General features: G+C 60.2%; 16 protein-coding genes. 8 read left to right on the top strand and 8 right to left on the bottom strand.

Features of this window, described 5'->3' with window-relative positions; translation table 11 throughout:
- Window positions 1–257 precede the first annotated feature (257 nt).
- Window positions 258–983: a hemerythrin domain-containing protein gene (locus AC50X5_RS15010; protein WP_494976871.1), complete on the top strand. Its 726-nt coding sequence runs from the start codon at window positions 258–260 to the stop codon at window positions 981–983.
- Between the two features lie 228 nt (window positions 984–1,211).
- Here AC50X5_RS15010 and AC50X5_RS15005 read toward each other — a convergent pair whose 3' ends face one another.
- Window positions 1,212–1,421: a DUF4177 domain-containing protein gene (locus AC50X5_RS15005; protein ID WP_494976870.1), complete on the bottom strand. Its 210-nt coding sequence runs from the start codon at window positions 1,419–1,421 to the stop codon at window positions 1,212–1,214.
- Window positions 1,422–1,619: 198 nt separating this feature from the next.
- On the opposite strand from AC50X5_RS15005, the gene AC50X5_RS15000 reads away from it, so the two are divergent.
- The 6 genes from AC50X5_RS15000 (at window position 1,620) to AC50X5_RS14975 (ending at window position 7,712) form a co-directional block, all read left to right on the top strand.
- Window positions 1,620–3,224, top strand: coding sequence for a sugar ABC transporter ATP-binding protein (locus AC50X5_RS15000; protein WP_494976869.1), 1,605 nt, complete (start codon window positions 1,620–1,622; stop codon window positions 3,222–3,224).
- A complete protein-coding gene (locus AC50X5_RS14995) occupies window positions 3,221–4,258 on the top strand; it encodes an ABC transporter permease (RefSeq protein WP_494976868.1) in 1,038 nt (345 codons plus the stop codon). The genes AC50X5_RS15000 and AC50X5_RS14995 overlap by 4 nt, the downstream gene beginning before the upstream one ends.
- On the top strand, window positions 4,255–5,367 hold the full coding sequence (locus AC50X5_RS14990; RefSeq protein ID WP_494976867.1) for an ABC transporter permease: 1,113 nt from the start codon (window positions 4,255–4,257) through the stop codon (window positions 5,365–5,367). The genes AC50X5_RS14995 and AC50X5_RS14990 overlap by 4 nt, the downstream gene beginning before the upstream one ends.
- Window positions 5,367–6,590 (top strand): substrate-binding domain-containing protein, encoded by a 1,224-nt coding sequence (locus AC50X5_RS14985; RefSeq protein ID WP_494976866.1) that lies wholly within the window; start codon window positions 5,367–5,369, stop codon window positions 6,588–6,590. Before AC50X5_RS14990 ends, AC50X5_RS14985 begins: the two co-directional genes overlap by 1 nt.
- A gap of 33 nt (window positions 6,591–6,623) precedes the next feature.
- Entirely contained in the window at window positions 6,624–7,472 is an 849-nt protein-coding gene (locus AC50X5_RS14980; RefSeq protein ID WP_494976865.1) for a sugar phosphate isomerase/epimerase family protein, read from the top strand.
- 81 nt (window positions 7,473–7,553) lie between these two features.
- A complete protein-coding gene (locus tag AC50X5_RS14975; RefSeq protein ID WP_494976864.1) occupies window positions 7,554–7,712 on the top strand; it encodes a hypothetical protein in 159 nt (52 codons plus the stop codon).
- Window positions 7,713–7,760: 48 nt separating this feature from the next.
- On the opposite strand, the gene AC50X5_RS14970 is transcribed toward AC50X5_RS14975, so the two are convergent.
- Window positions 7,761–10,292, bottom strand: a complete 2,532-nt coding sequence (locus AC50X5_RS14970; protein WP_494976863.1) for a DUF4268 domain-containing protein — start codon at window positions 10,290–10,292, stop codon at window positions 7,761–7,763.
- 329 nt (window positions 10,293–10,621) lie between these two features.
- Entirely contained in the window at window positions 10,622–10,996 is a 375-nt protein-coding gene (locus tag AC50X5_RS14965) for a VOC family protein (RefSeq protein ID WP_494976862.1), read from the bottom strand.
- Between the two features lie 38 nt (window positions 10,997–11,034).
- Between AC50X5_RS14965 and AC50X5_RS14960 the strand changes: the two genes are divergently transcribed.
- Window positions 11,035–11,478 carry an alanine:cation symporter family protein gene (locus tag AC50X5_RS14960; RefSeq protein ID WP_494976861.1) on the top strand — a complete coding sequence of 148 codons (444 nt, stop codon included), beginning with the start codon at window positions 11,035–11,037 and terminating at the stop codon, window positions 11,476–11,478.
- Between the two features lie 294 nt (window positions 11,479–11,772).
- Here AC50X5_RS14960 and AC50X5_RS14955 read toward each other — a convergent pair whose 3' ends face one another.
- The 5 genes from AC50X5_RS14955 to AC50X5_RS14935 all read right to left on the bottom strand — a co-directional run bounded on the left by AC50X5_RS14955 (window position 11,773) and on the right by AC50X5_RS14935 (window position 18,442).
- Window positions 11,773–13,059 (bottom strand): hypothetical protein, encoded by a 1,287-nt coding sequence (locus tag AC50X5_RS14955; RefSeq protein ID WP_494976860.1) that lies wholly within the window; start codon window positions 13,057–13,059, stop codon window positions 11,773–11,775.
- Between the two features lie 758 nt (window positions 13,060–13,817).
- Window positions 13,818–15,023 carry an AAA family ATPase gene (locus AC50X5_RS14950; RefSeq protein ID WP_494976859.1) on the bottom strand — a complete coding sequence of 402 codons (1,206 nt, stop codon included), beginning with the start codon at window positions 15,021–15,023 and terminating at the stop codon, window positions 13,818–13,820.
- A complete protein-coding gene (locus tag AC50X5_RS14945; RefSeq protein ID WP_494976858.1) occupies window positions 15,024–15,767 on the bottom strand; it encodes a hypothetical protein in 744 nt (247 codons plus the stop codon).
- Window positions 15,721–17,046, bottom strand: a complete 1,326-nt coding sequence (locus AC50X5_RS14940; RefSeq protein ID WP_494976857.1) for a DNA adenine methylase — start codon at window positions 17,044–17,046, stop codon at window positions 15,721–15,723. Before AC50X5_RS14940 ends, AC50X5_RS14945 begins: the two co-directional genes overlap by 47 nt.
- A complete protein-coding gene (locus AC50X5_RS14935; RefSeq protein ID WP_494976856.1) occupies window positions 17,036–18,442 on the bottom strand; it encodes a DNA adenine methylase in 1,407 nt (468 codons plus the stop codon). Before AC50X5_RS14935 ends, AC50X5_RS14940 begins: the two co-directional genes overlap by 11 nt.
- Window positions 18,443–18,488 lie beyond the last annotated feature (46 nt).

Here is an 18,488-nt window from a genome sequence, read left to right as displayed (position 1 = left end):
TCCCCCCCAAACCCCCGAACCACACCGCAGGTCGGGGTTTCCTCTCCCCCCCCCCCCCCCCCCACCGCTGTTGCGTTAAGGCGCGATAAGTGGCAGCCGACGACGGCGCGGCGGCCGGCTCTTCCACTGTCCGACCCGCCGCTGTTGTCCAATCAGCCGTGGCTGGCCAACCGGCCATTGTGCGGCATGAGGGCCAGGGATACGATGCTGCCGGGGGTAGGTCCTGGTCTCGCATGTCGACCGTTAGGGGCAATTCAATGACTGATTTCTTCACGATGCAGCCCGGCGAGACCGCAGCGCCTTTGCCCCCGGGACCCGTTCTGTGTGCGGGAACGGCTGGCATGAGGCGCATCCACCGGTTTTTCCTGTGGGCGTACGACGAGGCGCCGGGGCTGGTGCGTTCCGCCGCGCCTGGCGACACCGCCCGCGCCGCGTACGTCGGTGAAGTGTTGGGCAACTTCGACAAGACGCTCCACTTACACCACGAGGGCGAGGACCAGACTATGTACCCGCAGCTCGCTGAGCGGGCGCCGGCGTGTGCGTTGCACGTAGCTCAGATGCTTGAGCAGCACCGGCAGGTGACGAACCGGCTGGAGAGCATCGAGCCGGTCCGCCTTCGCTGGATGGAGACGGCAGACGCAGAAGTTGGCCGGGAACTCGCTGAACGCTACGAGGACCTGAAGGCTGTCCTGAACGTTCACCTGCGCCGCGAAGTCACCGAGGTGATGCCCGTCGTGGACAGGGTGCTGACCGAGAAGGAATTGCAGGCGGGCGCAAAGCACGGGATCGATCAGCTCGACAAGAAGTTCCTGATCGGCTACCTCGGGATGGTGCTGGCTTCAAATCCGCTCCAGGACCAGAAGGAGATGTTCAAGGAGATTCCTCCGCCGGTCCGCCTTGGCTACCGGCTCGTGGGCCGCAGGATGTTTCGGAAACAGTACGCGACACTCTTCCCGGGGCGCGAGGTTCCCGAAACCCTCTAGCGTGGGCGCCGCCGGGCCAATCGCTGGCCGGAACGGGAGTCAACGGCAAAGTGCGGGACCTCCGTTCGGCTGTAAACGACTCTCCCGTGTGCGTCCGCCGGTTGACGGGGCAGCATCGGGTTCGCCTTTCCGCGGTCAGCAGCAGTTCACGGTCTTACAGAGTCTCGTGGTCTGCCAACTCGCGTCTTCGTATATCTTGCGTGCCTCAACATTGGTTTCGCGGTGCGATTAGGCGAGGCTCTCGAACACCAGCGTTGCCTGGATGCGGTCACCGCCGCCGATCATTCCCTTGCTCCCGCTGCTCGCGGTGGTGATGGTGTGGAGCCGATACCCCTTCGCGGCCTGATCGTTGATCGTCTTCTCCAGGGAGGTCAGGTTGCCCGAACCGGTACCCCACAATTTCTCTTTAAGAATCACTTGCAGGACGACATAGCGCATAACACGGCTTCCTTCCATCGCTGGTCGATTGGGAGCAATGCTAGTTGACGCGCCGCGCTCCTCCGGTGCGTTGGCGACGGCGCGCCGGGACGCCGTGCATGGCCGCAGCTCCCGGTCCAAACAGCCTTGGTGGTAAGCAATCGCTTATCCCTTGACGGGACAGAACCCGCCCTGTAACAGTTAGGCGTGGGCGAACCGATGGAGAACCACCCAGGGAATGGCGCGGCGTCAATCCCCGGTGGGCCCCCTCAAGGTTCCGCGGCCCCAACGCCACTCCTGGAAGTCCGAGGACTGACCAAGAGTTTCTTCGGGATTCCCGTGCTGGAAGACGCCGACCTTACCCTTCACCGGGGCCAGGTTCACGGACTCGTCGGGGAAAACGGCGCCGGAAAGTCCACCCTGATGAAAGTGCTTGCAGGGGTCTACCAGCCGGACGCGGGAACGGTGCTTTTGGATGGCCGGGAAGCCAGTTTCAGCCATCCCACGAAGGCCCACGAAGCCGGGCTGTCGTCGGTATTCCAGGAGTTCAATCTCCTTCCCGACCGGACGGTGGCGGAGAACATCTACTTGGGGCGGGAGCCCCGCCGCGGAGTCCTGGTGAACAAGGCGCTGATGAACGCGAAGACGGCGGAGCTGCTGCAGTCGCTCGGGATCACCGCCATCCGGCCCACCGCGCAGGTGCGGAGCCTGACCGTAGCTGAGCAGCAGGTAGTGGAGATCGCTAAGGCGGTCAGCTATGACGCCCGGATCGTCTCCATGGACGAGCCCACCGCCGCGCTGGCCGGCGCCGAAGTTGAACTCCTCTACCAAATCGTGTCCCGCCTTCAGGAACGCGGAACGGCCATCCTCTACGTCTCCCACCGGCTTCGGGAGCTCTTCGATCTGTGCGACGTCATCACCGTCCTGAAGGACGGCCGCGTGGTCAGCACCGGCCCCGCCTCAGAACTCGACGATACACAGCTGGTCCGGCTGATGGTGGGCCGGCCTATGTCAGCCTTCTTCCCGGACAAGCTGCCCCGGACAGACACCGACGCCGACGGCAAAAGCGCTGAAGGTGCCGACGTCCCCACTAAACCGATCCTCGAACTGCAGGGTGCCGGAAACGGACAACTGGACGGGATCAGCTTCAGCGTTCAGGCGGGTGAGATTGTGGGGCTGGCCGGCCTCCAAGGCTCCGGCCGGACCGAACTGCTTCACGCCATTTTCGGCGCCGCCCCCTTTAACCGCGGCACCATGAAGGTGGAGGGCCGGGAACTTCTGCCCAAGTCACCCCGGGAGGGCGTCCGGGCGCGCATGGCCCTCATCACCGAAGACCGCAAGGCTGAGGGCCTAAGCCTGAACCAGTCCATCGTAAACAACGCGCTGAGCGTCATCAGATCAGTTTTCCCGCGCCGCACAAGAGCGGTTAAAACCGAAGTCCCCGGCGTGTTCTCCTCCCTGGAGGTCGTAGCCCGGGACTTGGATCAGGAAGTGCAGTATCTCTCCGGCGGGAACCAGCAGAAGGTGGTCCTTGCCAAGTGGCTGGCCATCCGCCCCCGTCTGGTCCTGCTGGATGAACCTACCCGCGGGATAGATGTGGGTGCCAAAGTGGCCGTATACCGGTTGATGCGGAAGCTGGCGGCCGAAGGCAAAGCCATTCTGATGGTCTCCAGCGAATTGCCGGAGGTCATCGGCATGTCCGACCGGATCCTGGTCATGCGCGACGGACGCCTCGCCGGTGAGCTTCCGGCCGGAACGTCCGAAGAAGCCGTACTGCAGCTGGGAACGGGCGCCAGAACCGCCTCGGGAGGAGGAGAGACATGAAACAGCGTGGCAGCTTCATCGATCGCCTGTCCTCCACACAGATCGTCTACCTGGTGGCGCTGCTGACGCTGATCGTTGGCGCTGTGCTCATCAGCACCATTGGGCGGAATTTCTTCAGCCAGGGCAATATCTCCAGCATCCTGACCGGAACAAGCGTCCTGGGTTTCATCGCAATCGGACAGACGCTGGTCATCCTGGCCGGCAGCCTTGATCTCTCGGTTCCCTACGTCACCAGCCTGGCCAGCCTTATTGCCGCCGGGGTGATGGCCAACAACCCGAACAACGTCCTGCCTGGCGTCCTGCTCACGTTAGGCGCAGCGGCGGTCATCGGCCTGGCGAACGGTCTGATCGTGGCCCGCCTTAATGTGCACGGGTTCATCGCCACGCTGGGCATGGGCCTGATCATCAGCGGCTACCTCGCCACTAATTTTAAGGGCAGCTTCGGCCAAACACCCCTCTCGTTCCGGCTGATCGGGGCGACTGGCCTGGGGCCTGTTCCCATCTCGACCATCATCATGCTGGCCTGCGCGGGCCTGGCCATGCTGCTGCTCCACCGCACCCGCATGGGCCACCACCTTTACGCCGTCGGCGGTGACATTTCCGTGGCCCGGACCTCAGGAATCCGCGTCGACTTGCCGGTCATCACGGCCCATGTGATCTGTTCGGTGCTGGCAGGAATGGCGGGGCTGCTCCTGGCAAGCCGGCTGGGCGTTGGCAGCCCTACGGTAGGGTCCCAGGGCGGCTACGATCTGCTCTCCATCGCCGCAGTCGTCCTCGGCGGCACCCTGCTGGCCGGCGGCAAAGGGACCATTACCGGCACCCTCGGCGGCGTCCTCATCTTCGCCATGCTGGACAACATCATGTCCGTCATGCAGATCAACCCCTTCCTCAAGGACGTGGTCAGGGGCGTGGTGATTGTGGTCGCCGTCGCCGTGTATGCCCGCCGTCGAATCGTCAGCAGGCCGGAGCGGTTCAGCTCGAAAGGTTCCGCGGAAACTCCTGCCGCACAGGCTGCACCCCCGGAGGGGCCATGAGCACGGTACTGCCCACCGGGCGCAGCGCAGTCCTGCGGCAGAACCGCGCCAGCCGTTCGCAGCGGCTCCTCCGGGCTGCGCGCACCCCCGGCGGCGCCGTTTTCATCCTGTTGATCAGCCTTTTGGCGGCCATCATTGTGCTGAACCCCTCCTTTGGGGAACCTGGCTCCCTCATCCGGTTCATCGGCAGGACGGCGCCGATCGCGGTTGCCGCCGTCGGCCAGTACTTCGTCATTGTCAGCGGCGAGTTCGACTTGTCGATGGGATCGGTGGTGACCATGCAGGTCATCGCTGCCGGCAACCTCATCGGGCAGGATGATTCCCGGGTGGTTCCGGTCCTGATCCTGATGTTTGTGCTCGGTGCCTTCATCGGGCTCGTGAACGGACTGATCACAACGCTGCTGAAGGTGCCCAGCTTCATTGTGACGCTGGGCATGATGCTGGCCTTGCTCGGACTGGTCCTGTACTGGACCGGCGGCGCCGCCCAAGGAAACCCGGCGGACAGCTTCCGCCAGATAGGGCGCGGCGGGATCCAGGACGTCCCGGTCCTGGGCATCATTCCCTACCCTGTTCTCATCCTGGCGGGGATAGCCACCCTGGCGGTCGTCCTGATGCGCCGCCCCTACGGCCGCACCCTCATCGCCGTCGGTGACAATCCACGGGCTGCAGAGCTGGCCGGCTCCCGCGTCTGGTGGGTGCGGACGCGGGCGTTCATCCTCTCGTCGCTGTCGGCCACCGTCGCCGGCATCCTGCTCGTGGGCTACGCCGGAGTGCATCCATCGGTGGGGCGGGGTTACGAGTTCACGGCGATCACCGCCGTCGTCCTCGGTGGCGTAGTGCTTGGAGGCGGACGCGGCTGGGTCCTGTCCGCGGCGGCAGGCGCGTTCGCACTCGAGGCGCTGTTCACCCTCCTGAACTTCATGGGTGTCCAGGCAACCTGGCGGGACACGGTCCAGGGGGCAATCATCATCATCGCTGTGGCAGCAGCATCCAAGTCTTGGCAGCGGAAACGCAAGGGAGCCACTTCGGCTGCCCATGACGAACGGCACCGGCTAAGCGCAGCACCCATGCCCCACGAGGGCACCGAACAAGAAGGAGATCGAGCCTGATGCGAAATCACTCTATTCGCGCCATCGCACTTGGGGCAGCAGTGCCGCTGTTAGTGCTGACCGCCTGTACCACCACGGATCCGTCGGTTACCGAAACGACGGCACCGGCTGACGGGTCACCGGCGCAAACCAGTCCGGCGAGCCAGGAATGGTTCGACCAGGCCCTCTATGACACGCAGTTTGAGCAACGTACGGCCACCTTTGAAGGGGACGCGGAGCAGCCCTACCTGCAATACATAGCCGGCGACATGACGGACACCGCAGAGTTCGCCTCACCCGGGGCGAAAAAGGTCTGCTTCGCCAATGCCTCCATCTCCAACCCGTGGCGCCAGACCGGCTGGATCACCATGAACCAGCAGCTCAAGGTCCTGCAGGACTCGGGGGTCATTTCCGAGATGGAAACCCGGGATGCCAAGGACAACGACAACACGCAGATCGCGGATATTGACTACTTCATCGGCGAGGGAAACTGCGATGCGTTCGTCATCTCGCCCAACTCCACAGCTGCCCTGACTCAAGCCGTGGAACGTGCCTGCGAGACGGGCAAGCCTGTGGTGGTGTTTGACCGCGGCGTGGAAACCGACTGCGCCACGACGTTCATCCACCCGATCGGCGGCTTCGCTTGGGGCATAGACACGGCCACGTTCCTTACCGACAGGCTGAGCTCCGGCGACAAGGTGGTGGCCCTGCGCATCCTTCCCGGCGTGGACGTGCTGGAACACCGCTGGGCGGCGGCAAAGAAGATCTTTGAGGAGAAGGGAATCGAGGCCAAGGACTACTTCACCGGAGCGGACCCCACCGAGATCAAGAAAATCATCTCCGATGAACTGGCCACCGGTGACGTCCAGGGCGTCTGGATGGACGCCGGAGACGGTGCGGTGGCTGCCCTCGAGGCTTTCGAGGATGCCGGCAAGGACCTGCCGGTGATGACGGGCGAGGATGAGATGAGCTTCCTGACCAAGTGGAAGGAAACCGGAATCGATGCCATGGCTCCCGTCTACTCCAACTTCCAGTGGCGGACCCCGCTGCTGGCACTGGAAAAGATCTTCAAGGGTGAGGAGATCCCGGCCGAATGGGTGCTCCCGCAGGAGCCCATCCTCGCGGACGAACTGGACGACTGGCTGCAGCGCAATGAAGGGATGCCCGGGGGTCACTACGCCAAGTTCGGCGGAGAAGACCTCCCCGGCTACCCGGATGTCTGGCAAAGCCGGCAAATGCCCTGACGGTACCCTGCGGGCGGCATTGAAGGGAGCAGCGTGAAGCGTCTCATCGGGATCAGCACGTGGGTCTGGGACTCTCCGTTGACCGACGCCAACCTGGGCGGACAACTGGAGAGGATCGCCGCGCTGGGGTTTGACGCCGTCGAACTGCCGCTGGAAAACGTTGGCGACTTCACGCCCGCCGCGGTGCGCGATTCTCTGGAGTCCACGGGGCTTACCCCGTTTCTTGTCGGTGCCATGGCACCGGGCCGGGACCTCGTGGCCGCGGCCCCGGCCGCCGTGGAAAGGACGCAGGCCTACCTTATGGCCTGCGTCACCATGGCCGGCAGCATCGGTTCGCCCACTGTTTGCGGTCCTTTCTACGCCCAGACCGGCCGGGTCTGGCGGATGTCGGCCGAGCAACGGTGGGAGGCCTACGCCGAGCTGCGCCAGAATCTGCAGCCGGTGGCGGCCCGGGCCCAGGAAGCGGGTGTGGTCCTGGGCATCGAACCGCTGAACCGGTACGAGACGTCCCTGATTAACACGGTAGAGCAGGCTCTGGAGGCGCTGGAGCCGTTGCTGGGCAACGGCGTCGGGCTGGCTCTGGACAGCTACCACCTTCACATTGAGGAGCGTTCGCTGGCCGCCGCGGTCCGGGCGGCCGGCGAACACGTGGTTCACGTGCAGGTTTCCGGGAACGACCGCGGCGCCCCGGGCGGGGACCAGACCGACTGGGAGGGCTTCCTGCAGGCCCTGGACGAGGTGGGTTACAGCGGCCCGTTGAACATCGAAAGTTTCACTGCGGATAATGCCGCGATTGCCGTTGCGGCCTCAATCTGGCGGCCGCTGGCCCCGAGCCAGGACGAGTTGGCTGCCAGAGGCCTGGCTTTCCTGCGCGGCGTATAGCCGGGCTGCGGCGGGAGTACCTCGAAGCGCTGCGGCTGTGCCTCCAGGTGGCAATCCTTAATCGCCGTCGCCTACGGCTGCGTGAACACGGCCACGGACGCCTGGGCGATGGGTGTCACTGGCGTGGGCTTCATGGCCTGGCTGAACATCATCGGCATCCTGATCCCTCAGATGCCCGCGTTCAAGGCGCTCAAGGACTCCGAGCGGGAGCAGAAGCTATTCACCCAGCCTATTGGGTGAGCGGCGACCAGCCGCTGAGAGCGTACGCCAGCCTACGTGCTGGCAACGTCAAAGATACTTCGGCAAAACCCGTGCGAACGCATCACCCATGCTCACGAGCCACTCGACCAGATCCTGCGCCTCGGCCTCATCCAAGAAATTACCTGCCCGGCTAATTACGAGCTTGGATGCTTTGTTGTTGGGCATAGCCTCCCATTCCAAGCCAAAGCCGAGATCGGCTTCAATGGCCTCGCGCTGAGCCAGCATTTTCGAAAAAAGGTTCTTGTCATCGGTAATCCAGAAGAGTGCGGTAACGAGTTTCTTCTGGGTGGTGGCCTGCAGTGAGATATTTCCCCGAGGATCTCCAATACTGACGTCATACCAATACCGGGCGGCCGGGTTGCGCCACGCCCGAATGCTCGTTGCATTGGCTAAGCCGTAAGCTTGTACCCGTTGGAAGAAGACAAGCTGGGCGTCCTTCAGTGACACCTTACGGCCCGCATTGGCTTGGAGCCGGACGTTGTTACGGCGGGCAGCTATAGCCTCATCATCGACGTCGAGGCCAGCGGCCTCTGCTAGTTCTTCGGCACCGATGAACTGCTCGGGGTCCGCGCGCCCATCCACACCGAACCTAAGCCCTTCCTCCTCAAGAACTGCCTGCAGGTCATCATTGCGGCCCGGTTCGATCCAGCGGAAACCAGGCGAGATCGTGCCGCCGCTCTGCAAGACCCGCCACGCATTCGCCAACGGGTACTTAGCTATCATGGCAGCCAATGGCTGGGCCCATGTGCCTGCCACGATGGCGACGTCCCCGTATGATGTCCAGCGCCCCGAGGGGATTTCAGCGAGGATGGCAGCAACTTGGCTTCGGAGTGCGGACGGCTCGTCACCTGCAGCTGTGAGGCTTTCGTCAGGACCCGGCCACAACTCAATGATCTTCTCTGCCAGTTCAGTGCTGCGGGCATTGATCTCGGCCGCGCCCCAGGCGGCATGGGCCGCAATCGCGTAATTCATCGATACACCGCTCTTTGCTAGCAGCTCGCGCTTCTCGGCGAAGGGCTTGTTGCTAAGCTCGCTGTTGTATCCGCTAAGCGTGAGATTTCCGAGGGTGTGCACAACGCGCTCATGTTCGTAGTCGATATCAGCGTCGGGGCTGAAACCCTCTGCGAACGCATCACGTACCGGCTCATTCATCGTTTGAGGCAGGACATGCTCTATGGTCAGGTGCTTTGGGTCCAGGCCGATAATTTCCTTCGGACGGTAGGCCTCTTCAAGCCACTGAAGGATGAGCTTTTTCTGCGTTCCACGGCCCTGCCAGTAAAAGGCAACCGTCTGAGCGGCCTCGCGGACCTGCTGGTCAGTAGCGAAGTATTTACGTCCACGCGACAAGTAATCCCGAAGTGCGACGTCGATTCGCGCCCCATCACTAATGGCACCTACGGCTTGAAGCAGCGTCCTGTTCAGGTTGGCGGTGGCACGCCCGATCACCATCCGCCGTACGAAGTAGGACTCCAAATATTTCAGGGCGCGCACGGCCTCGTCGTCAGCAGCGGTGCCGGCAGCACGTCGGGCGAGGATTTGCATCACCACTGGATATGCGGTCGTCGAGCCCCAGTCCCTGATTCTGCGAAGACGGTGGCTTATCTCGGAATGCTTCTCCTCCGTAGGCTTTAGAATCGTCGCGAGTACGTCGCCTAGTCTGGCGATACGAATCACTTCAGCCTCGACCTCGTCGACCGTTTTGAGCCTTTCCAGCCGGCGCTGCTGTCCGACGTAAGTGTCGGACTGCTTCGCTCGTTCATCGCGCTGCGCAAGGTCCAGCCAGAACAACAACTCAAGATTCTCCGAATTGAGTTTCTGCTCCAGCGGAAGCCAGATGTTGTTATAGACAGTCTCAGCTCGCTCCCCGAGCCGCATGAACAAATAGTTCTTGAGTAGATCGCTTTGTGTCAGGCGAAGGCCAGTGTTGTTCAGTGACTCAAAAATGCGGTGAGCATTGTCCGAAGGTTCGGCCGTAACGACGACGAGCGCCAGTCCGCGTACGACGGCGGCCTCGAGAAGCTCCAAATCGTGTGGGTCATCAGGGTCGCCGGAAGCTGCGATCTTCGCCCGGAAGAATCGATACGCTGCTCCGATGGTGTCTTCGCCGCCGGCATGCGCGGCACGATTAAGCACCGCCATGTAAGCGGGGCGATCTGCCTGGGTCGGCATGATCTTGAGCGGTTTACCATTGTCGTAGATGTTGATTAGGTACTGAGCATCGATACCGCTGGCCCGATCAGGTTCCCCCGTTTCATGCAAGTGGTCCCGGAGAGCTGCCAGTAGAAGTGTCAGTGTGGTCAGTCGCTGCTGGCCGTCCACGACCAGAAACTTGTTTATTCCGATGGCACCGAAGTCAGGGCTGGTGGCCAAAACAAGTGAGCCAATGAAATGCGAGGCCTTCGGGTCATCACCAAGGGACCGCTCCAACTCCACGACATCCGACCACAACTGGTCGAGTTGCTTTTTCCCCCACGAGTACACACGTTGGTACAAAGGAATTTGGTACTGCTTTTTGCCTTCTAGAACGCCAGCCAGCGTCCCGTTCTCCGCCCGAACCAAAAGTGCCTCCCTAGGCTTTGTGCCATTGGAATGAGACTACCGGGAGAGCCGGCAGATTCCTCAGTGCCGAACACGATCAGTCGAGAACAGTGGCAACCAAAGGCGCCAGCACAGTCGACCATTTTCAGTAATCGCTAGATGCCTAGGCGGACGGCTTTTCGACTGAGCCGCTCCCCTCATTAGGTGGTCCCAAGGTCGGGCTGCCTCTCGCAAGGCTCAGCGCCCTTCGCTACCAGCTGACCATGCGGGGTGGGCAGCTCTTTTCCGCCAAGGTAGAGGCATCCGGCTCTTCCCGGAAGCCCGCGGACGGGTGTCGGCACCTCCTCGGATCAGTGCCCGAGCCGCTTGCGCAGGAGGCAGAACTCGTTGCCTTCGGGATCGGCAAGGACGTGCCACTGCTCGTTGCCGGTTTGCCCGACGTCCGCCGGACTGGCTCCCAGGGCAAGCAAGCGTTCCAGCTCGGCGTCCTGGTCCCGGTCCACGGGGTTAACGTCGATGTGCAGGGGAAGCCGTCCGCTCCGAGGGTTGGTGCTGGGGCTCAGGTTGGTTGGCTGCAGGCCGCCGAACCCGGTACCGGGCGGGCCGATCTCAATCGCACCGTCCTCCCGGTCGAGCTCAACATAGCCGAGGACGCCGCACCAAAACCGGGCGAGCAGCTCAGGGTCGGCGCAATTGAGAACCAGTTCGCTGATACGGGAAACCATGAGACCCAGCGTACGAAGAGCGGACGGAGTCCAGAGCTTTGCTGCTGTTTGTGCTCGGCCACCGGGTTCCTGATCCTCTCCACCCCGGCGCCTACCGCGTCTTCTCCGGAGGTACCGAGGACGGCGGAATCCTGGTGGAGGGCGGCCTGCTCTCGGCCACGGCCGTCGTGGGCCCGCAGTACGTGCAGACCGGGTTCGACTCCGTCTTCCCCGGCTTCGGCGCCTCATTCATCGCAATCACGCTGATCTTCTTCTGCCTGACCACGGTCATCGCCTACTACTACATGGCCGAAACCAACCTGCGCTTCCTGGTGGGCACCTCGTCCAAGAAGCTGATCCCCGGAATCGGCGCCAGCGTGGGCCGCGTGACCACCATGGCCCTGCAGGTGGCGATCCTCACCGCCGTCGCCCACGGCTGCGTCAACACCGCCGACGACGCCTGGGCCATAGGCGACATTGGCGTGGCCTCATGGCCTGGCTGAACATCATCGGCATCCTTATCCAGCATAAGTCCGCCCTGAAAGCGCTCGCGGACTTCGAGCGGCACAGAAGCTGGGCCTGGACCCGGTCTTCGACCCCAAGCCCCGGGCATCACCGGGGCCACCTTTTGAGAGGCCTAAAGATGGCTGATCGCGAGAAGGAATCCGCGCGGACCGGAACATTAGAAGAAACAGGTGCCAATCCAGCGCCAGCCTATGAGGTGAGCTGGCAGTAGCGCGCTGACTGCTCTTTCCAGCGGGATAGGAGCAACCCTCCCCCGTGATCCTGGCTTAGTCCTATTTGGTCTGAAGAAGCACCAAAGCGTCAGCAAGTTTTTTGTATAGTTGCCCCTCGCCCAGCATGTCCCGCCAAGCGGAGCGCCACACTGCCTTACTCAAAGAGCTTTTGTGGGCTGCCGGATTGCGGTACTCCATGTTCACCCGTCGCAAAGGGTCGATTAAAGCAGCCCAAGCACTGGCGTCCAACCCCAACTCTTCAATTCGTCTATTTAGAGCTTGAGCGAAAGCATCACCCTTTCCCTGCAACCCCACCTCCAGTGCGCTAACAACCTGGCCAAACGTGTAGTTGTCCCGCAGCCCTGTTGTTGTGGTTTTTACGGGAACAACAATCGCATCGTGAAGAAGTGCCTCTAGCCCAGCGCAGAGACCAACAACAGCCGCTGAGAAGTCACCGTCCGACGCCATAGTGAACCCTACGTGTTCCGACGTCGCTAACATGACTTGTATATCCTCGCTCAGCGCCTCCCAGTATGAATCACCTAGGATCATCTCCATGCGGTCTCTTGAAGACTTGAGGCTCATACCCAAAACTGCTGAAAATTGCTTCAGCTCGCTAATACGCGCTCGTATGACCTGTTCTTCGGCGTCCGTAGTACTTTCCATCTCGCTTGACGTTTCACACGGCGGGTCAGTGATACCGAGCAGCCCCAGCAGGAGATCTACAACCGGGCGGAGCGCCAGGTTGCTTGCGTCCGTAGCCGCCGGATTGAGTGCTACAGCCATGAGTGCACCATCCTCATCACCTAAACCGTAGTGATAGACAGGTTGCGCGGACGTTAAAGTAGTGTAATTGAGAATCACACCTCGCGGGTTCCTGCTCAGCCCGTAATTATCAAAGTAGCCCAGCAATTTGTACAGCTCTTCTGTGGGCGCTCCAATTCGTTGCCTGAGCTTTGGATCTATGATCAACAATTGCTCAGTACCGTCTGCGAGCACGGACCTGGCCGTGATGTCGGGAATGCCGCCAAGCGCAATTCTGCCCTCGCCCTTTAATTTTGGACGTGTCCAGCGTGGTCTGTGGACTCCGTTGGTTATTAGTTGAAGAGACTGCTGGAATCTCAATTCCAACAATCCTGCTGGGCGCCGCCAAGAGTAAGTAGCCCCGCCTGCTCTCCAACCCTGTCGCACTGCGGGAGGATGCAGTGTGAGCCGCTCGGCGACCGCTGATGCTAGGAAACTCAAGCTCCAAAGTTCAAATAGCGTGGTATCGAAAGCATCCCCGTAGAACGACCAGTCGATGTCACCGACCTCCGCGACGGGCTGGCCACTCAGAATCTCCCCCACCCACACAGTTAAGTCCTTGTAGGGGCCTGGGTTACCGACGTGTCCTGCTGCTACCCGCCTTCGAACTAGCGCGTTGAGGCGGGATAGGGCATTGAACCGAAGCGTTTCTTGGGCAGCGATCTTGCAGGCGGCGAATGTCGGCGTGCGTAGGTTGCGCCTCAGCAGACTTGCTGCACCTCTAGCCTCGCGATGCTCGGGACCTCCCTTAGGGAAGATGTCAAGCAGTTCCGACGACGTCAACTCACGCAGTATCAGGAGGCCCGCCGCATAAGCCAGAGTGTTCTCCGGGGTTTCGAGACCTCGGTTGATGTCGATGACGGGGTATGTTGGCGGACTAGATATGCGGGAGACCTGACGGCTGTATCTAAGGACGTCCAACCGTCCAGCGATTCGCCCCACACTCTCAGACTTCACTGTGGAGTAACGAAAGTTGGGTCGCCGGCTAATCCTGTCCAGCAGAAGCGTCAGCTTTCGACTGGCAGCAATAGCGGTTCGGAGGCGGAGCGCTGCCAACAAGATGCTTGTCTCGGTGCCGAGTTCCTCAGAGCGGGTCACCGCGCTACGGTCTTCGAGGCCGGATACTTCCCCTGCGGAAAAGTAGACCCCGACGAGCGGTAGTGCGGCTGCTATGGCAGCATGTCGCCCCTCCGCAGAAAGCTTCCCTCCTTCGGCTTTGGCTTTGAGCTGAGAAGCATCGTGGTCGCTATGACCGGAAAGGAGATTAGCATCTTCCGCCCCCGATGCCGCCTCACCCTCTGTCATATGGTCGAACGGGTATCACGCAGGTGGCTTACTGCGCTGGAACTTGTGCCGAAGTTATTGTCCTTTAGCCAACTTCCAAGTGAAGCCAGTTGCTCGTCGTCAAGAGTCCCCGCCTGAGGTATCACTCTGTCCGCCAGTGCTTCATCCAACATGACGCTTGCAGTTCTGGAGGATTCGTTTCCCTCAACCAAGAGCGCCAGTAGCAGCGATCTCCATACATCTGTGACTTGCGCCGTGCCCAGTGGCCAACGAACGTCGCCCAGGGGGTCTCTTACAAAATGGATCAAGGATTCGATGGCGGAGCTGGCGGCCTGGAGTTGCGGCTCTCGTGCGGCGATGGAATTCGCTAGGACCTCCTGAAGATCCTCGAACTGAGCCTTCACCCAACCCTCACTCTGTTCACGACAGGACTGATTTTCAAGGCTTATGTCCTCGCCACGAAGGGGCACCCCGACGTACACGAACTGAAAACGTCTAGTCAACCCTTGGCTTATAGTGTTCACAAAGGAAGTGTCAACATCGTTCATAGTGGCCAGAATACGGTAGCGGGCAGGCACCCAAATCTTGTTCCCGTGGCCAAGCTCAAACCACAGTTCCAGGGGCGTCGTTTGCAGATGCGAGGGAGACGTAGAGGACAGGACTGTATAAAGAGGCCCCACCGCTTTATCGATATCTGCACGATTAATTTCGTCGATCAACAGCCAAAGCGCCTGCGTCGGTTGGTCACTTGATCCGTCGTCCCCTGAAGTTTGCGCGGTGTCTCTCACGTATTCTGCACACCGCAAGACCGTGGAGCTGACAGCACCAAGGGTGGGCATGAGGGCGGACGTCTCCGTGGGCCTCAGACCACCCAGAACGTCATAAGTGCTCCACTCGGCAGTGGCAGTAGTGATCTCTAGCTGCGCTCGAAAGGCCTCCGCCAAAATGCGAGCGAAGGTGGTTTTCCCAGTGCCAGGGGGGCCCTGCAACACGAGATGGCCAGCCAATAACCCAATTACCGATCTCTTTACGAGAAGATCCGCATCCGGAAATACGAGCTTCACTTTTTCGACCCGCTCATGGACACTGGCGACGATTTTTTGTACGTCTTTGACGTCCAAGGCGACGCCCGCTACGTCTTGTGTCCAACGATAGTCCGCAGGCGGCTGGTAGCCCACTGCGGCGGCCAATTTGACGCCGTTTCCAGACAACTCTACTGTCACTTAAATCCCCCATGCTGAAAGTGTCGATGCAAACCTGGTCGGTTTCTGTCTGCTGATTCTGTAGGCTTCCATCGCCTTCATGAAATTTTTGCGTCCTCCTGGTCGGTTACCTGACACTCGCTTGATGAATTTGTCCAGGAGTACCGGAGAATCAGATTCCGCAGCCCACCCTTGCCATTGTTCCAAGGTACCCAAACCGTTTCCCAATGCACGAAGTACGACGTAAGGGTTGTACCCCCGCTCGTCCGCGCCGTTCAGGTAAGACGGAAGGTACATGTCCCAAACTTGTCCAGAGAACCAGTATTCGGCGGGTTTCAGCTCCACCAAGTCGCACCAGAAGCCGTACTGCGACACGTATCGCGTCACGTGGGTTGAAAGCGCAGCGGTGATTAAGACTCCGGATCGAATCACCTCGTGACTCGGATATGCCTCCGCGTCGTCGCTTGCCACTCCGAGGTCTAACCACCCCTGCAACACCAGTTCACCCAGTTGTGTTAGTCGAACATCTTCGCCGATGCGCTTTACCAGTTCCATGCCTTGCAAGTCCGTCACGGCTTGCCTCCGATCGGAAACGCTCAGGGGCTCGCTACCCGCGATCTGGCGCAACCAGGGTGCTGTCCGCCCGCAGTTCCTTGCCGACGTGGCGAACGAATCTAAAGGCGAGAGTTGAGAAACGCGCGCACCGGATGCCACTTCCTCAAGCCACAGAGTGAAACCATTCATTAGCGCGTTGCGTGGATTCATGAGGCTCGGTCCTCCTAAGTTTGGCTGTTAAGATCAACTCGTTTACGGATCTCGCCTTGAACCCGCCGTAACTGGCATAGTTCAATCTCGGAACGCTCTTCACTGCCAAGCTCGACGGCTCGAATATGTCTTCGCTCAGCAGTTGTTCAAGCAACGTCTGACCGATATCGTTCGGCCCGGAGTCGAATTTGCTCCAGTGGTTAGCGCCATTGAAGTAGCTGATCATGACGGTCTCGCAGCGCGCGCGGCTAATCATCGTGCGGAGATCGTCTATGAACTTGGATGGTTTGCAGAAACTCGAAGTGAAGTCGTCATCAGGATTTTGTCCACGCACATACGCCAAGTTGTCGAAGTATTCGTCCAGATCATCGATGTCGGCGTACCGGCATATGACGTTCGGCAAGAAGTAATAGGCGGTGTACTGGCGGAAGTTATAGGGGGGATCCAAATACAGGAGGGAATGATTCCCTACCGACTTGATGTATTCCAAGGAGTCTTGCTCCTTCCCGGCGGCGTGCCCTCCGACACCAACCACTAAATCGTCAAGAGCCGGGGCGGCAAGTCTCAGCTCATTCAGTGCCCGTGAATCCCACTTATCCCTCGGAAAATCATGGTAAGTGCCTTGAGTATTAGACACTTTCTCAACCGCACGGATCAGAGTAGAGAGCAGCAGAGCGTAGGTGTGGTTGTCCACAAGTTCCGATCGTTTCCACAAACGGAGCTGGTTAACCACAAGGTCAATGCGGCGAGCATTCGCTGGTGAAAAAAACCGACGTTTGCCGACTGTTCCTCGCGTACTTATGAACGAGGATCGACTCCCCTCTTCGCAGTACGCATCGAAAAAATCCTGCCGCCTGTAGCTCTGGGGAAGGTCCTCGTACGTGATGTGTTGCAAGTGTTGCTGGAGGGCTACAAAACCCTCATACCTGAGTCGCCATTCGGGGTTTAGCAGAAACGCGTACCCCTCTCTACCGACAAGCTCTGATGTTATTGCCTTCGCCTCTTGCAACCTAGCGTCTACCGACGCCATTGGGAGCGCGTCGTAAAGATGAACAACAGGCGGTTCAGAGGGCAGCAAATACGCTTCAGCAATGACAGAAGAGAACAGGTTGATGTCGTTGGCACTGACGCGATATCCGGCCCTCTTGAGCCCCATGGAGACGGCTAAGCTGCCAGAGAAGATGTCCACCACGTGGTCTCCGGGTTGGCAGTATTCAGAAATAGTGTGAAGAAGCGGGGTCATTATGGATTGTTTGTTACCCAAATATCTAGCAAGCATTGACGTCTCCTACGATCACGTACTCAGGGTCGTCGCGGCCAGCAACCTCCGCCGAGGAATGGTTGAACTGTTTATATTTAACGTTGACTCGCTCCACGCTGACATTAGGCGCACCGTACGACTCACGAACAAGCTCAACGAGCCAATCCATGCTTACAGTCCTGGCGTTACCGGTGGTCCCTGATGAATTGCCCGAGTAGCTAAGAACCAGGCGTGCCCCGGCGGAAGCCGACGTGCTAACTAAGTGAGCGAAGGAAGCAGGTGCCTGGACTCTAGAGCAGAATGAAGACTTGAATCGGGCTTCGGGGTAAAGCCCTGCGGTCACAGCGCCGTTCACGAGTTGAAGCTTGGGTGGGACCGCCGATATGAGAGTTTCCAAAAGGTGGTAGAAGCGGGAGTACTGCTGTGCTGTGTAGGGCGGGTCCGCATACACAGTCCGAACGTCACGCTGGCGAAGTCCATCTACGGTAGCTTCGTCAGTCGCCATAACGAGTGCCCGGTGCCCCTCTCCGCTCGGGCGTGAGCTTGCTACGACATTAGCGAAGGCAGATTCAAAAGCTGAATCTACATCCACGCCTCGATCCGCAAGCACTCGGCGAGAGTGGAAGGAGAGATCTTTTCCGGCCCGTATCTGGTGGGGCTGCGCGAAGTGTTTGCCTGCCGAGAACACCGCCTTGGAAGCAGCCGTACAAAGGGCAGTCAGCGCAACGTGCGTTACCCATGGGCTAATTTGCTCCGTGAGGGAAAGCTCGTTGATTGCTGCGCGAATTGATTCCAGTCTCAGCGATTGCCGGAGGCCAAAGTACGTCCCGGCGTACGTCGCTGAGAGTAAACCAGTGCATGACACGATCCGATGCTCTGCTGCCCGTTCTACGTCGGTGAACGAATCTGCCAGATCTGACGGTACGCTGCCATCGAGCAGGCCAGTCCGCCACCGCTGGGGAAGCGACCGGTCGGCTTCAAGAAGTGCAATGCCGTTTCCGGAATTGAGGTGCTGTTCCTCCAGTTCCAAAAACGGCCGCCAGCCGAGGGGAAAGTGATCGAGTTGGGACAGACTGAGGATGAGACGCAACTGTGCATCTTCACGTTCGTCGCTGCATCTGTCGATACCCAGGGAAGCCTTCGCGAACGTAACACTGCTGGTCAGCATGTCGGACGCAAACACAGGGTTCCCCGCACCAGCAACAGCTTGAGCAACAACCGAGGAACCAGTGAAGGCGTCCCAGACCACTCCTGTGTCTTGTCCCGCGAGACCGATAACCTCCTGCAACAGAGGCAGAATTCTCATCTTACTGCCGAGGTACTGCACCGGACGGTTGACGGTCTTGCTGCTGATGACTGGCTTCTCGTTGCGAGTTTCGATGAGCCCCAAAACCGGACTTGTTTTCTGCGCCATTTAATTCCTATCTAAGTGCCAGTTGACTATATCCGTCCCGGCAAAA

The sequence above is a fragment of the Pseudarthrobacter sp. MDT1-40-2 genome (genome assembly GCF_059383595.1).
Note: the sequence above shows the minus strand (reverse complement) of the source record. Positions and strands in the feature narration are given on the sequence as shown.